We start from the raw sequence: 16634 nt of genomic DNA on the forward strand, positions 1-16634 counted from the left end.
AAGAGCCCGGCTAACTTTAAAAATAAGTGCATAAAAAAAGAGCGTGCTTTTCAGGCACGCTCTTTTTCATTAAAATTAAAAACTAAGGGACTATAACTTAATTACTTTTACAACCTTTCTTTCTGTGCCCTGTCTTACTTCTACCATGTATACACCGGTAGGCAGTTCGGCTCCAAAAGTCAGTTGCTCAGTAGCGGCTGTTTTAGCTTCTTTAACCAATTGTTGGGCAATATTATACACCCTGTATTGCAATGCTTCATTGCTGGTGCTTTCTACCTGTACTTTAAACCCGGTTGTACTTGGATTTGGCCAGGCGGTAATTTTTAATCCCAGCAACGCTCCAATGGCATTGCCAATATTCGTATTGATTGGCGATTCTTCGAAATTCACTGCTTCCTGATTCAGTAACAGTTCTGGTTTATTGCTGGTTGCTTCACGCGAATTAAAACCTACCAGGTTACCAAATCCTTTTCCAGCCTGATTGATCAGCCTGATGGAAATGATTTTTTTCCCTAAAGCAAGCTGGCTATTGATATAAGCAGTTACGTCCAGCTCATACCAGGCCTTGGCTGTATTTTTAACGGTATAAGTACCAAGTAGTGTACCATTTTCTGATGGTTTGTTATTCCAGGTGATGGTATTTTCACCCCAGGTGCTATTAGATAGGCCATATACCGATACCACCCTCGATGGATTAATATCTATACGGGAAGCATATACCCTGATTTTTGCACTGTTTACTACTGAACCAGAAAATGTGCTGTAATCGAAACGCAGGTAAGATTCTCTGAAAAAGGACCAGTTTTCGCTGCTCACATCCAGGCTTTTCGCGCTGCCATTATTAACACCAGCAAAAATCCCATCCCGCACAAATGCATCAGCTACCGGATTAACTGTTAAAGCCTGTGGCGCATTTACCTTCACATTAACCGCCGAAGATGTGGCTAGTCTGCCTAAATGATCGGTGGCTTTAGCGGTAAGCGTATACATTCCTGCGGAAACATTATTCCATACCAGGTTAAATGGTGCTGTTGTAGATTGGCCCAGAAAAGTTGAACCTTGATAAAACTCCACTTTAACAATCGTTCCGGTGGTATTGGCATTAAGGCTAATATTCGAATTTGCCGTAAATGTAGCGTTGTTTATCGGAGCGCTAATTGAAACGGTTGGCGCAGCGCTAACCGTAACGTTTACAATTGCCGATAGTATTGTTCCCCCATTATTATCGGTTGCCTTTGCGGTAAGTGCATAAGCTCCGGCCGGAAGATTAGTCCAGGTAAAACTGTAGGGTGCAGTAGTCGACTGGCCCAGCAGCGTGCTGCCCTGATAAAATTCTACTTTAGCAACCGATCCATCGGCATCGGTAGCGTTGGCGTTAATGGTCAGATCAGTACCCGAAGTAAGTGCCGCAAGGTCTGCAGGCGAACTGATGGCAATTGTAGGTAAGGTATTGATTTTAATCCTAACCGTATCTGCAACAGCTGTTCCGCCATTATTGTCGGTGGCTTTTGCAGTGATGTTATAAAATCTGGGGCCAGGATTATTCCAGGTAAAGCTATATGGTGCAGTGGTAGATTGACCTAACAAAGTGCTACCCTCATAAAACTCTACTTTAGTAATTGTTCCATCGGTATCAGCGGCATTGGCATTTAGAACAACATCCGAACCCGCTGTATATGCTGCCTGGTTTGCCGGTGAACTGATGGCCACCGTTGGCAAAGTATTTACGTTGACTTTAATGGTATCTGAAACAGTTGTTCCGCCGTTATTATCGGTTGCTTTAGCGGTAAGGCTGTAATTTCCTGAAGCAGGATTGGCCCAGCTAAAACTATAGGGTGCGCTGGTTGACTGACCTAAAAGTGTGCTGCCCTGATAAAACTCAACTTTAGTAACCGTTCCATCGGTATCGGTAGCAGTGGCATCAATTGTAATATTGGTACCTGCAGTAAAAACCACATTGTTTGCCGGTGAACTGATCGCTATAGCTGGTAAGGTATTGATGATCACCTTCACGGTATCGGATATCGTTGTTCCGCCATTATTATCGGTCGCTTTAGCGATAAGGTTATAATTTCCTGCCGCTGGATTAGTCCAGGTAAAGCCATAAGGCGCAGTGGTTGACTGGCCCAGTAATGTGTTGCCTTGATAAAATTCTACTTTACTGATTGTTCCGTCAGTATCAGTAGCATTCGCATCGATAGTAACATTCATACCTGCTGTAAACACCGCATGGTTTGCCGGTGAACTGATGGCCACCGTTGGCAAGGTATTGATAATCACCTTAACCGTGTCTGATACCGTTGTTCCGCCGTTATTATCGGTCGCCTTAGCGGTAAGTGCATAAGTTCCTGCAGCCGGATTAGTCCAGGTAAAGCTATAAGGTGCAGTGGTTGACTGCCCCAGCAAAGTGCTGCCTTGATAGAATTCTACCTTGGCGATTGTTCCGTCGGTATCGGCTGCATTTGCGTTTATGGCTACATCGGCACCCGCTGTAATTACAGCATTGTTCACCGGTGAAGTAATAGCCACCGTTGGTAACAGGTTGGCCACATCTACAGCAGGATAAACCAGTTTTCTTGAACCGTCATATCCAATCGCATAAACACTGGTAGAACCTGCAGCGTATTGAACAGTTGTGGTTGCATTTGCTGTGGTGGCTTCTCCGGCGCCATAAATGGCCACATCGGTAAGTACTTTTTGGTTATAGGTCTCAAAAGCTACTGCATTGGCCCATTTCGTATTGTCGATTTTTAAGGTGTTGGTATTCACCGTTACGCCAACTGTTGCCACCGCAGTTGTTGCGAGTGGAACCTTATTTCTAAAGGTATTTATCGTATTTGCCGAAATATAATTTAAGACCGGAGATACTGGTTTTGGATATCCTTTAGCCTGTACAGCAGCGATGAGTGCATCTATCTGTGCCTGTGTAATGGTTAAACGCTTTATCGAATAATCGTCTATATCCATATCAATTGGCAACAGGTAGCCACTTTTCACAAAGAAGTCGGTCAAATCTTCCTGAACGGCATCGCAGGTAGCACTTACGAAATTGAGCAGTAACTGACCTTCATTTAATCCTGTCTGACTGGTTGTACGCATTTTCTCCAACACGTCTCCATACCAGAAAGCTACATCAGGCTGACCAGCCGGAGCAGGTGTACCTGATAATCGTTGTTGCATCGTTGGCAGGTTTTTACTTGCGCCTGCAAGCTGATAATAAACTTCCAGTTGCCACAAAGGCACCAATCGCACAAACACATCGCCTTGTGCTTCCATATGTTTTTTCTGTATCAGGCAATTATCAAATAACGATCCGTAGCGGCCACCATATAAACTGGCTGCACCTGCTTTAGGCACATCGTTACCTTTTTCAAGTCTTGTTGTACTCGGGTAACTGCTGCTATAGAGGTATTGGATCCAAGCCGAATTAACGTTATTGGTTACTTCAGTGGTGCCTATCCATTTAGCTCCTGGCCTCACCTGGTTATTATGACCAAACTCATGCGCAATTCCCCAGGGATCTTTAAAAACCCCTGTAGCGCTTGCCAGGTTCGAACCGCTACCACCAACACCTATGGGATAATTTACACCATCGCCACTTGCATTAGGATTTCCATCCCCGGTTATAGACCTCAGAAACATGTGGTTTTTAGGCACTCTGTTGTATTTTACAAGGCCATTTAAGGTATACTCATTGTGCACAATGGTATCGTAGGCTGCAACCAGCGCTTTTCCACTAGCTGCAGAATTACTGATCAGTATATTTTTGTTGAGATTTAAATTAACATAGGTTCCTTTCATATCTAACTTCGAATACACGCCGTTCAGCAACATCTGTGTCCATTGGTCGTTGGTATCCGTTAATGGATTATAATAACCATTTACCTGCCCTGTGGTAATGTTAATCTGGATAGGTTGCAGATTAGGCTTATCGCTAAAATAATTGATATAGGCCAGTCCATCATGTAATACATTGATAATGTTTACTCCTTTTTTCAAAGGATAACTATCGGTAGTGGCGCTATAATCAAGTCCAAAATCCTTCACCAACAATTGTGGATTTACCCCATAGGTATCACCAACAAAAACAATCGCTTTGGTATTGGCCTTGAAAGCAATTCCGGTTGGGTTTTCTACCCTGTTTAAGCCATTTGATTTTAATATGCCTTCTACTGTGCCGGGATTTGGATAAAAATCGTAGGTCTGTAAACGGTATTTTTTGTTATAACTATTATTAAAAATACACTGTGCCAATGATTTAAAAAACGGAGAAGCAATGGCATCGATATCCGTCTGCGTTATTCCGGCTTTTAGTGTGGTATGTAACTCATCGGCAAAAATATTTGTGTATAAATTGCCTGCGCTGTTTTTCTGATAAAACTGCATTTCTGCACAACTGGCGAAATTATTTTTACCGGTAAGCACTTTTACCACAATTTGGGTAACGTTGGTTAAAGCTGCAGGAAAACTGATCTGATACGCAGCTGAACTAAAACCCGTATCGAAATCCATTAATTTGGTTAGGGTAGTTTGTGTCGTGGTTTTATACCAGATTTCGCCCGTGCCAAAAATACCATTCGAACCACCATCTTGCCTCGGCACATAAGTGATGTAATCAATGGAAGGATTGGTCGTGAAATTATAAGTTAAACTGATCGGGAATCCACCACCTGTATAGTTAGAGTGGTAAAGGGTGGTTGTATTATTATCATAAGTACGCGCAATGCCTTCACCGCCGTTTGACGCAGGGCTTACGCTGGCGCTTGCAATATCTAGTTTAACATCCGTATAGGCTGTAAAATCTTCTGCTATCGGATTATCACAATCAATCGGCTGAACAAATGGCCCTGTTTCTGCCGAGCTAAAATTGATTTCAGCACAACTCGAAAAATTGCCTCCTGCAGCCCTGATGACGAAGCGGACGATGTAGGGTTTTACAATCGGACTGGCCGTCATATCGATTGTTTTTACCGTATTGTTTTGCGCCCAGCTGATATTACTCAGCTTGCTTACAAAAACCGAAGGGGCATCGGCCGTAGCATAATAAACATCTACAGTAGTCCAGATACCATTTGGGCCCGACTGCCTTGGGGTATAATCCACTTTATTAATGCTTTTTACACCAACAAAATAAAAATCAACCGTATCTGGCATGGCGTTTAAAGACCAGTTAGAGTGGTACATGGTGGTCAGGTTACCATCGTAGGCTTTCGTAATTTCGCTACCACCCTGTGATGGCCGTTTCGAAGCCGCCGCCGTGATGGTGACCGGGTTTTGGGCATTTGCAATTGCACAGAGCAATAACATGGCAAGAAAAGAGAGTAATCGTTTTTTCATCTGGTTAGGGTTTAAATTAAATAATATGGGTTTTATATTGCTTTTCAACCGCTTGTCTTAAAAGACTATTGGTTATTGAAGCCATTGGTTTATTTTTTTCGGCCATCCCCCCTCATCTGATATCTTTTCACCGGCAAAGTCTGGCCAGGACCTGCTTGTTATTGCTTTTATTTTCCCTTCCTCGGGAGAAAATTTACGGCAAGGCCAAAGCGCAGTGTATTGGCCAGCGGGTTGCTTCTTTCTGCAGTAGCCAGATAAGACATATCAATGCTGTAGATCTGGTACCTAAAGCCTGCACCCAGGGTAAAATAACTGCCATCACCTTTCTGGGCATCCTGATAGTTATAACCTGCACGGAATACCATCATATCTTTAAATAATAATTCGAGCCCGGTTGACAGCCCAACTTCCCTTAGCTCTTCATTAAAACCGCCGGGTGCATCATTAAACGACCCGAAAATCCCTGCCGGGACAGACCTATCAGGGTTCTTTCCACTGATAATCTTTCCATCAGGCGAATAAATGGGCTGGGTAGGTATAAGCAGTTTATTGATATCTAAGGCAAGGGTCAGTTTGCTTTCATTTCCAATAAAAGCTATTGCAGAGCCCAGTTTGAACTCCGTAGGCAAGAAATATTGCGTTCCGGTATTGCTATAATTCATTTTTGTCCCGATGTTGGATATATTTACCCCCATCGACCAGTCTGCAGGTCCGCCGAATAACATCACCCCGGTCCGGTAAATCCCGGATATATCGGCTGCCAGGGCCCTTCCCGGTCCTGACTGTACGCCTGAACTTGTGGTGCCCGTAAACAGACTGCTATTGATGAAACGGATACTTCCGCCCAGTGCGAATTCTTTCCCAAAACTCCGGGCATAAGTAATATCAGCCGCAAACTCTGTCGGACGGGCCGTTCCCAATTCCTGTGAATTATCATCGGTGAGATTAACGGTACCCAGAGAAAAATATCTTAAAGAAGCCCCGATGGTATTGCGGCCATCCAGGTTGCGGTAACCACTCAGGTAAGTAAGGTTCATATCTGGCACCAGGTTCCGCATCCATGGCGTATAGGTTAACCCTACCCCTGTTGATTGGGTAGGCAGATAGGCCATCGCTGCTGCATTGATGGCTGCTGAATGTGCATCAGCCTCCAGTGCCACTCCTGCATTTCCCATTCCAGCAATACGCGCACCAGGGGTAATCCGTAAAAAGGGCGCTGCAGCGATCAAACTGTTGGATCTGGAATCATTGTCCATTTTCCCTGCCTGCTGGGCATCAACGTTTATAACGACTAAGGTTAGCAGGGCCAAAAGGAAAAATATTCTGTTCATCGGTTATCGGTTATGAGTTTAAATTTTCAGTTCTATGTGATCAAAAAGCTACCATCATTTCCACCGCTATTAATCTTTTATCCTGCACCAGCCAAATCTTTCCAGTTCGATATTACACGCACCTGGTTACCTTTGCCAAATGGCATCTCACAGCTGATATTGCCCATTTCAGGCCATACTGTAATCCTTCCTGATTGCAACCTCATTTTTTTCAAGAGGTATCCGGCAAAAAGTTGTTTATAGGTTTATTTGGTTAGTTGGTTAATTGCGAAAATTTATTCGTTTGTTTTTACAAAATGATTATAGGATGATTGGTATAGATCTTAGTTAGAGACCTTTATCAAAACTAAGTACAATTGATTTAAGTCAAATAAAAAAGACAGCACAAACGTTTGTCTGCCAGTATATTGCCAATATCGTTGTATTTAGGAGGTGTTGATAGTGCCGATAATTGCACTGCATCTGCCTTAAAACCTTTAAATTAGGATATCATCTTAGTGGGTGAAATAGAAAAATAATAAAATTCTATTCAACAGGGTTAAGCCCCTGGCTTAAAGGCATAATTATCTGGTTATTTGCGAAACCGCCTGCGCATGTAAATTTATTATTACAAAAATAGGAGATGATCGAAATAAATAGTATTGCAAAAAAGAGGAGACCGGTTTGATTTTGCTTTACAGGCGATCACATGATGAAAACGGAATTTAAAAAAGCCGATCACACGCAAACGTTTGTGCTTTGTTTTAAAAGAGGGCAGATCAGGCAGCTTAATATTCAGAAAAATAGGCGAAAAAGTCTTCCTTAAAAACAAGATAATCAGAAAATACATTTAGCATATTATGATAATAGATGTTCTTATTAAGATCATTTTCAAAAGATAACACATAACCATTGCCTTTTGGGTTTGCGGTAAAAAAGAAAGCAAAATTAGTTTGGATGAGCCAGTTATGTTCATTCGTATCAGGAAGTTCAATATAACAGTTTACTTTACAGCGCTTCACATCACCCTCCTGAAAATCGATGTGATAAACAATAGGAAGTTCAACTATTCCATAGCATAAAAGATCAACCAATACCACGATTCTTTTTCCAGCACCATTCATTTTAACTAGCTTATGTTGCATATTTTTTCACTGATATGGTGATGATTGCAAGACTATAAACACCAGAACCAAAACGCTTCAAACCTCCGGGAGAGGATATTACGTTTTGGTTCATACACTCAATACCATTAATTCATAAAAAACATTTGTCCTTCGACAGGTTCAGGATGACCATATTTTTTATTTTCTCCTGAACTTAATGACATTGTCGAATACTACAGATTATATTTCTATTCGCTATATGAAAAATTATACTTTATAATACTGCTCCCATCCTTTACGGGGTGGAGGGCCGATGAGCAATTCGTTTGCATTTTTACTACTGGTAATTTTCTTCTTTTTTCTGTCGAAAACTATTTTTTCTCCTGTCCACTGCGCCAGCACCCCAAGGCAGAATACCTGGCTTAACGGGCCTGCAATTTCGAAAGATGAACGGGTTTTTTCTTCGCCCTTACATGCTTTTAAGAAATTGGCAAAATGATTGGATGGGCTCAGCGGTACAACAGGCAAACGGGAAGCCATTTCCTTCGCTTTTTCCTCTGGAATAATGGATAATGTGCTGCCATGCGAACCACCCTTAAAAGTGAGGTCTTTGCCATAAATAATTTTACCCGGATTTAGTTTAGCGGCAGTAACAGCACCATTGCTTGGTGGTGGAATGTTGGGATCGAGCCCTTGCACACCATATCCGGCCGGGATTGGGGGAAGATTGTCAATACCATCGTACCACTTCACTTCAACAGGGGGCATACTGCCACGTTTAGGGAATTTAAACGAAAGTGTGGAAGACATCGGATAGAAAAAATTATTGTGGCCATCTAACTTTATCGGGTCTACCTCATAAGGAAGGCCAAGATCAAGAAACTGATGCGAAGTATCGAGGATATGCGCACCCCAATCGCCCAAAGCGCCCATACCAAAATCGAACCAGCAGCGCCATTGCCCGTTCACAAAATCTTTGCTATACTGGTGCCCCTGGGTCTGCATCTGCCAGATATTCCAGTCAAGGGTATCGGGCTGTGTTTCTGCTGGTGGGAATGAAGTGATTTTCGTATCCCAGCCATGCCAGCGCCTGGCCATGTTCATATGTGCGGTAATGGCGGTTACATCTTTAATAATACCTGCTTCTACCCATGCTTTATACTGGAAATAATTGGCTTCCGAGTGCCCCTGATTTCCCATCTGGGTAACCACTTTTGGGTTTTTCCTTGCCGCTTTCATCATCAGCTCTACCTCATTAAAGGTGCGGGCCATCGGTTTCTCCACATACACGTGTTTGCCAAGGCCAATGGCCATCATGGTAATCGGAAAATGCGAGAAATCGGGCGTACCAATAGAAACCGCTTCAATCTGACTACCCATTTTATCGAACATCTGCCTAAAATCTTTAAAACGCGGCACATTTGGAAACATTTTCAGAATGGCCAGGGTATGCGGTGCCTCCATGTCTACATCGCATAAGGCAACAATATTGGCCAATCCGGTGTTGTGGAGTTCGCGGATAATTTCGCCTCCGCGGTTACCGATGCCAATGCAGGCCAGGTTTACTTTTTCGGCAGCGCTAAAGCCTGAAGGCTTATGCCCGTTTGCAAATAAAAAGCCAGGCATTGCGGCCGCAGCAGAAGCCAGTAAAGCCTGTGTTAAAAATCTTCTTCTAGAGTTGTGGTTATCGCTCATATAATGCTTGTTATTGCTAGTAAATTACAGTATTTTTTTTTATTTCAACTCCTGTCTTCCAGCTATCAGACTATAATCAGCGCTTAGCAATAAAAAAACACTTACCATTTGTTTCATTTTTGTTGATTGGTCTTGGTTGATTTTTTTAAAAAAATTAACGCTAATTTTCAGGAATCACCTTGTTCTCATAAACTGCCGGTACCTGCTGCTGTAACCAGATCGTCATCCAGGCTGATCCCATCCGGCTGGCAATGGCCTCTTCTCTGCCCAGGTAGCTGTTTTCCTGATCGCCTGCATAAGTGTGCCCGTCGGCAAAGCGCTTTTGCTGTTCAAGCACCTTATCCATATGCAGTTTAGCCCAGTATTTTCCCTTATGTTTTTGGGCAAGATTATCCCAACCATAGGTAAATGCAGCAATATCGAGGTTGGCATAATTATCGTAAACACCCTGCCCCCAATCTGAACCTTCGGGGTAATAAACAGCTGCCATTCCTTCGCGATACATGGTACCACCCGGGGCTTTATAAGGTGGTGATGAAAACTGATGTGCAGTTACCGAAAAATAAATTTTATCAAGATTGAAGCGCGCCGCCTCCGGTGTTTTTTTTCCGGCCAGCGAAAATACAATCGGTGCATTGATCATCGAGGCAATGGCATTATACTGCGGATGGATGATCCCATGATTGATCACGAAACCGGGTTCTTCCATATTGGAGCCCTGCACCCAGTGGCTAACGGGATATCCGTGTATCATCCGCGAATTATGCAAATCGGAAGGTAAGGCCGTTGAGGCCATTAAATATTCTACCGCCTTATGCAACCATTGAGCGGAATGCGGATGCTCTGGCAACATTACCGCTGCCAGGTATAACAGCTCGGCATTCCAGGCATCTTCTTCAATTTTAGAATCACCGGGAAACAATACTTTCCCGGTGCTGTCTTTATAATAGAGTGGAACGATACCCAGAAAACGATCTGCTTCGGAAACGATCATCCGGGTGATATAAGTTTGATCTTTTTTGGAAAAATCATCCCATAAAAGCCAGGCCGCATAACCCGAATAATAAGCCCAGTGGGCGGCCTGCCAATCGCCACCCCAAACCTTTCTGGTTTGATTCACTTTATGGTCGTAGGCTACAGCCCTTACCATTTGGATCGTTTTATTTTTAGCTTCCTGTAAAGAAACCCCTGTAATAGCGGGATCGTAGATCCTGGTTTTGATCGCGATGGCTACACCAAACGACATTGCTGCAGGAAAACGATAACGGTATTCGTTAACCTTTGAGATGCTTTTCAGGTCGAGGTAACCGCTGGAATCCTGCTGGTATTTTTTGATATCCCGGTACCAGGTGCTTAATGCAAATTTATTGGCATTAAGCAGGCTTGTTTTTACAACTTTCGCCAGTTCATCATGAGGTGGCTTTTTGTGGAAACTGCTCCAGTTAATCGGCTTCACTTTTATGGTGTTGCTGGTTAATGCACCCGATTGGCTATGCGCAGTTTTTGCACTGAATAAAACAGGAATTAGAAAAAGTAAAAGGCTAGATTTACGCATTTGATTGTCTCCAGTTGATTTTTAGATATGCCCATTTTAAGGTGCATGCATCTTAAAAAACTGCTTAATGGGTTTATTTGGTTATGGATATTATTGAGCGCTTATTTGCTCAGCTTAGCTTGTAAATTTCCTTAATTAACCGATTATTAAAGGGTGAAAATCTTAAACAAATAGGTCGAAAATCTTAAATCCTACGCTTTTTCAGTAATCGTCGGTTAATTTTGAATATTAACACCAAATATCTCATAACTTTATTATAATGATCATCCTGCTTCATTTAAATTTAAATAGAAAATGCGCCATCCGTGCAGCGGGCTGGATAGGCATGATGTGCTTACTCCTGTGTGGAGCTTTGCAGGTAAATGCGCAATTATCTGTTTCTACACATTTCAGTACCGAAGATGGACTTGTTCAGAATAATGTGCTGTCTATTGCTCAAGACAGACAGGGTTTTATGTGGTTCGGTACCGAAAATGGCCTAAGCAGGTTTGATGGTTTGAGGTGGCGCAGTTTTAAGAATATCCTGGGGGATACCAATAAACCTTCATCGCCTGCTTTGATCAGGTCTTTATTCTGGGATCAACAGAACCGGTTATGGATGGGCACTGCGTTGGGACTCATTACTTTCGATCCCCTTACCGAAAAATTCAGGCAGATCAAGCTTCCTTATCCCATACAACCCGAGGTTAAGCAGGTAACAAGAGATCTTTCTGGAAATATCCTGGCGGGCACCACAGCCGGTATCGTACTAATCACTAAAGAAAATAAAATCATTGCTTCAGCAAGGGCTTTTGATGATGGCGAAGATATATTGTGCCATACGATTTTTTGTGGGTCAGATGGCAGGATCTGGTGCGGTACAAACAGGGGGCTTTTTGAAGTAAAGATCAAAGCTGACCGGATTATGCTGAGCAGAACAACAGCTGAACTGCCCGTTTTCTTGCAAAAGGAGAAAATTACTTCGATTAAAATGGATAATAATGGAAGGTTTTGGTTTGGATCATATGCTGGTGGCCTGCTTTTATGCCATTACCAACAAGGGAAATTTATTGAGGCGCAGCAACAACCTGCTTTGCCTGGTGGGGCTACCCACAAAATCAGGTCGATTATCAGTTTGTTAGACCATAAGATTAGCGTTGCCACAGCCGACGGTCTGTTTTTTTTCGATATCAATAACCTGAATACCTTTGAGTTGACCAGCAAAGCGGGCGATGAGCAAAGCTTACATAATAGTTCGATCCACAGCTTGTTTCAACAGCGCTCAGGAACCATTTGGATTGGTTCTTATTACAGCGGTCTGGATTTAATAAAGCCACCACTTGCCCCCTTTCGCCATCTAGGCATTGGTCCAACCGCTTTAAACCTCAACCATCGGGTGGTCAGCAGCGTGTGCAACCGTAATCAAACGGAGCTTTGGATTGGCACCGAAGGCGGAGGAATAAATATTTATAACCAGTCAACTAAACAGGTCTCTTATTTAAAAAACCAACAGGGTAACGATAAGTCAATCAGTTCAAATTTCATCAAAACCCTATTTAAAGATGAGGATGGGAATTTATGGATTGGCACTTTTTCGGGCACTTTAGATGTCCTTAATGCCAGCACTAACACAATCGAACACCGTTTAACCGGGACTGAGCGAATTACCGAGGTGAACTCAATTGTAGAAGACGGGCTAAACAGGCTCTGGATTACCTCTAGCAATGGCTTAAAAGTATATAAACGCATCAGAACACATTTGAAAGCGGATAGACTGATGCAGCAACCGGGACTAAAATCTTTCCTCGCTGGCGTTGCCTTTCAGGACACCAAAAAAAGGTTATGGTTTGCTACCGAAACCAAAGTAATGAAAGTTGAGGGTGATAGTATCCGCATCTATCATTTAAAATACCCTGTAAATACGATTTCCGAACATCATGGCACCATTTATTTAGGTTTAGAAAGCCGTGGCCTGGCAGCATTTAATGAGCAGCGTGGTCAGTTCGCCTTATATCAAATCAATAGCCAGGTGAATAATCGTTCGGTATACAGCATCGCTTTCGATAGGCAAAACCGTATCTGGCTGGCCAGTGACAGTGGATTGCTTAAGGTTAGCCCAAAACAGAAAATCGTTACACAATATACCAAAGCCGACGGACTGATTAGTACCAATTTTAACATCAACGCCAGGTATGAACGGGATAACAATTTGTTTTTTGGAACATTGGATGGACTGATTTATTTTGATCCTGACCAAATCCGGGACGATACGACAAAATCAAGTATCGTGATTACCGGCATGCGGATTTTCGATGTACCGGTAGAGATTGATAGTTCGGTATTGCGTAAATCCATCACCTATACCAACCGGGTTGAACTTAGCCATAACCAGAACTCGTTAACCTTCGAATTTGCATTGCTGGATTTTATTAAACCTAAAAAAAATGCATTCCGGTATAGCCTTCAGGGATTAAGCAAAGGCTGGACCACAACTAATTTAGCCGAAGCAACATTTAACAACCTCGCTCCCGGCACTTATACGTTAATGGTAAGCGGTAATAATGGCAGCCCCAACTGGATGGAACCGATTCGTTTAACCATTAACATACATCCGCCGTTTTGGGCCACCTGGTGGGCTTATATGCTGTATGGTATTATTTTAACCAGCATCGTTTTCTTCATCAGTCGTTATTTTGTATTGCGCACCCTCTTAAAAAGAGAAGACGAACTTCACCAATATAAGATCAATTTTTTCACCAATGTATCTCATGAAATCAGAACACACCTGAGCCTCATTTCTCCCCCGATAGAGCAACTCGTTTCTGACGAACAATTGGGTAAGAAACAAAAAGATAAAATACTGGGGGTTGCCGGCAACGCCAGGCGACTACTAACGCTTGTTAACGAACTGCTGGATTTTAGAAAGACAGAGGATAAACATTTAACATTATCAGAAAATGTGCAGGATTTACTGCCTATACTGGAAGATTGCCTGCAGATGTTTTCGGAAACCGCTGAGCAAAAACAGATTACCACCCTATTGGAAAAGGAAAATCTAAAATCAGCCTTTTTATTATGCGATGCCTTTCAATTAAAAAAAGCCATTATTAACCTGCTGGCCAATGCCTACAAATTTACACAGAATGGCGGCCTGGTTAAACTCAGGATCAGCCAGACTTATCACGAGGTGACCATTACGATTGAAGATAACGGAAGGGGGATTTCGCAATCGCATTTAAACAAATTATTCGAAAATTACTATCAGGTTGCAGACCATGGTTTTCAAAATACAGGTTATGGTATAGGTCTGGCCCTGTCAAAAGCTATTGTTGAGCTTCATCAGGGTACGATTACGGTAACCAGCCGGTTGGAGACGATGAATGAGCCCGGACATACTTCCTTTACGATTTCATTACCGAAAAGACAAAAAGAAGCCTATGATTCGTTAGCAGCTTACAATGCTGAGCATACTTTCCCTGATCATGGGGATGAACAAACGCAGCATAAACCATTATTGCCCTTAACACAGGCTGATGAAAGCCAGAAACCAACCATTTTATTGGCGGAGGATAACCTTGAGCTTGCTACATTGCTGGATGATATCTTAAACCCTTATTATCATGTAATCATCAGCAGAAATGGAAAAGAAGCCTGGGAACAGGCAAAACGGCATATTCCCGATCTGATCATCAGTGATGTTATGATGCCTGAAATGTCGGGATTTGACTTTTGTGACCTGATCAAATCTAATGTGGCCACCAACCATATTCCTTTTATATTGCTAACGGCAAAAACACAGACCGAAGATGTAATAACCGGCTTATCTCATGGTGCTGATGTTTACCTCACTAAACCATTTACCCCGCAGGCTTTGCTGCTGCAGGTAAACAACCTTATTGTAGCCATACAGAACGTGCATACGCATGTTGGTCAGTTGCTGAACAAAAATTCAGAGCCGATTGATATCTTTAACCAGTTAATCCAAACCCAGCTTGGTACGGAGAGTAAGAAATTCATGAATCAATTGGTCGAAAACATCACAGCTTCCATAGAGAATCCTGAATTTGGTGTTAACGAACTGGCCAGGCTGATGAACATGAGTACGCCAATCCTTTACAAAAAAGTAAAATCGGTCACTGGTTCATCGGTAAATGATTTTATAAAAGGGCTACGCCTGAAAAAAGCGGCAGAACTACTGGAAACCAGGCTTTATACGGTTTATCAGGTTTCGTATATGGTGGGCTTTTTAGATAGTCGCTACTTTAGTAAAGAATTCAAGAAGTTCTTCGGGAAGTTACCTTCGGAGTGGATAGAGACCGACTAACACGAAGCTTAATGTATAGCCAGTAGTTACGCCTAACTACTGGCTTTTTTTAATTTGAATTGAAATCATTAAAAATCTACATGATAATCTTTGGAGAAGGGTTTTGCAGCCCAGGCTTTTTTCGAGGTCCATTCTGCCGCAGGTGCAGCCCAAAATTCATCGCTGGCCGGTAAACCCAAAGGAAGGAAGGATAAAGTAGCCATATACAGACTGCCTGTAGAGGTATAATAATCTGCTATTTCGGGATCATGCCCGCAAAAACCAAGCTGTAACCATCCTTTTGCATCAAAAGTTCCAGGGACATCATATATGTTCTGTTTAACTTTAGTTAAAGCAGAACGCACCTGAGCAGGCTGAATATTGGCCGGTAACTTATGCATGAGGGCAATCTGGCTTAAAGCCTGAAAAGCACCGGTACGGTAGGTAATTGAACGGCCAATTGGCGGATAGGTTCCTTCAGGAGAAATCATGCGCTCCTGCCCTACTACGTAACGCTGCATCCTTTTTACAGCAAGCTCATATCGTTCTTTTTTAATAAGCTTTTTATCCAGCATCACGGCAAGTGTATCCACCATCATCGGGTGAATCACAAAAGAGTTATAATAATCAAAAGCCATGTTTACGCCATCACCATACCAGCCATCGCCTTTATACCATGCGTTTAAGGTATCTACACCTTCATTTAATCGGGCTTCATCATGCGGTTCGCCAATCGACAATAAAAAGGCTTCTGTAATAGAACCGAATAACAACCAGTTATTTTTAAATGGCTTTCTATTTCTCAATGATTTAAACGAGGCAATAATTTCTTGCTTGGTTTCAGGTTTTAATGGCTCCCACAAAGCTTTAGGCGCCCTTAAAAAAGTTTGTGCCAGGTAGGCTGAATCTACAATCGGCTGATAATCTTTGCTAAAATTTAGTTTATCAGGACTGTTTTTTGCAAAACAGCTGTCCAATCCCTGAATGGCCTGTAATTTCAGCGTACTTCTTAAAACGCCTTCTTTTGTGGTATCATCAGGTAAGGAAAGCCAGGGCGCAATACCGGCATAGGTACGGCCAACAGCCTCCAAATAGGATACAGCAGGTGTTCTGGAGTCGAATTTTGGCGCCGTAACCACTGGCATATTTTTAATCAGTGTTCCATTGGCTAAATTGGAAACAACCGGGCTGGCAATTTTATATAGCAGTTTATACCAATATTCTCTGTCGTTTTTTGATTGGCCTTTTGCAGCATTATTAATTTTTGTTGCGGATAAAACTTCATTAGGATTAAATAACCCAAATACGCCAGTTAATGACAGCGCTCCTATAAATTTTCTTCTTTCCAT

At 42.5% G+C, this 16634-nt stretch carries 7 protein-coding genes; 1 reads left to right on the plus strand and 6 read right to left on the minus strand.

Features of this window, described 5'->3' with window-relative positions:
- Positions 1 to 90: 90 nt before the first annotated feature.
- The 5 genes from CA265_13390 to CA265_13410 all read right to left on the minus strand — a co-directional run bounded on the left by CA265_13390 (position 91) and on the right by CA265_13410 (position 11003).
- The gene (locus CA265_13390; protein ARS40598.1) at positions 91 to 5337 is read right to left on the minus strand and encodes a hypothetical protein; all 5247 of its coding nucleotides are present in this window, start codon (positions 5335 to 5337) and stop codon (positions 91 to 93) included.
- A gap of 167 nt (positions 5338 to 5504) precedes the next feature.
- The gene (locus tag CA265_13395; protein ID ARS40599.1) at positions 5505 to 6668 is read right to left on the minus strand and encodes a hypothetical protein; all 1164 of its coding nucleotides are present in this window, start codon (positions 6666 to 6668) and stop codon (positions 5505 to 5507) included.
- A gap of 767 nt (positions 6669 to 7435) precedes the next feature.
- Entirely contained in the window at positions 7436 to 7792 is a 357-nt protein-coding gene (locus tag CA265_13400; protein ID ARS40600.1) for a hypothetical protein, read from the minus strand.
- A 228-nt stretch (positions 7793 to 8020) separates the two neighbouring features.
- On the minus strand, positions 8021 to 9448 hold the full coding sequence (locus tag CA265_13405; GenBank protein ARS40601.1) for an oxidoreductase: 1428 nt from the start codon (positions 9446 to 9448) through the stop codon (positions 8021 to 8023).
- A gap of 160 nt (positions 9449 to 9608) precedes the next feature.
- Complete coding sequence (locus CA265_13410; GenBank protein ARS40602.1) at positions 9609 to 11003, minus strand: hypothetical protein; 1395 nt, start codon at positions 11001 to 11003, stop codon at positions 9609 to 9611.
- 259 nt (positions 11004 to 11262) lie between these two features.
- Here CA265_13410 and CA265_13415 point away from each other — a divergent pair, with 259 nt between their 5' ends.
- Positions 11263 to 15306 (plus strand): hypothetical protein, encoded by a 4044-nt coding sequence (locus CA265_13415; GenBank protein ARS40603.1) that lies wholly within the window; start codon positions 11263 to 11265, stop codon positions 15304 to 15306.
- A gap of 68 nt (positions 15307 to 15374) precedes the next feature.
- On the opposite strand, the gene CA265_13420 is transcribed toward CA265_13415, so the two are convergent.
- The gene (locus CA265_13420; GenBank protein ARS40604.1) at positions 15375 to 16634 is read right to left on the minus strand and encodes a hypothetical protein; all 1260 of its coding nucleotides are present in this window, start codon (positions 16632 to 16634) and stop codon (positions 15375 to 15377) included.

Source organism: Sphingobacteriaceae bacterium GW460-11-11-14-LB5 (genome assembly GCA_002151545.1).
Classification (GTDB): domain Bacteria; phylum Bacteroidota; class Bacteroidia; order Sphingobacteriales; family Sphingobacteriaceae; genus Pedobacter.

Coding starts and splice junctions, on each gene's coding strand:
- CA265_13390 (ARS40598.1), bottom strand. CDS start 5,337: ATGAAAAAACGATTACTCTCTTTTCTTGCCATGTTATTGCTCTGTGCA.
- CA265_13395 (ARS40599.1), bottom strand. CDS start 6,668: ATGAACAGAATATTTTTCCTTTTGGCCCTGCTAACCTTAGTCGTTATA.
- CA265_13400 (ARS40600.1), bottom strand. CDS start 7,792: ATGCAACATAAGCTAGTTAAAATGAATGGTGCTGGAAAAAGAATCGTG.
- CA265_13405 (ARS40601.1), bottom strand. CDS start 9,448: ATGAGCGATAACCACAACTCTAGAAGAAGATTTTTAACACAGGCTTTA.
- CA265_13410 (ARS40602.1), bottom strand. CDS start 11,003: ATGCGTAAATCTAGCCTTTTACTTTTTCTAATTCCTGTTTTATTCAGT.
- CA265_13415 (ARS40603.1), top strand. CDS start 11,263: ATGATCATCCTGCTTCATTTAAATTTAAATAGAAAATGCGCCATCCGT.
- CA265_13420 (ARS40604.1), bottom strand. CDS start 16,634: ATGGAAAGAAGAAAATTTATAGGAGCGCTGTCATTAACTGGCGTATTT.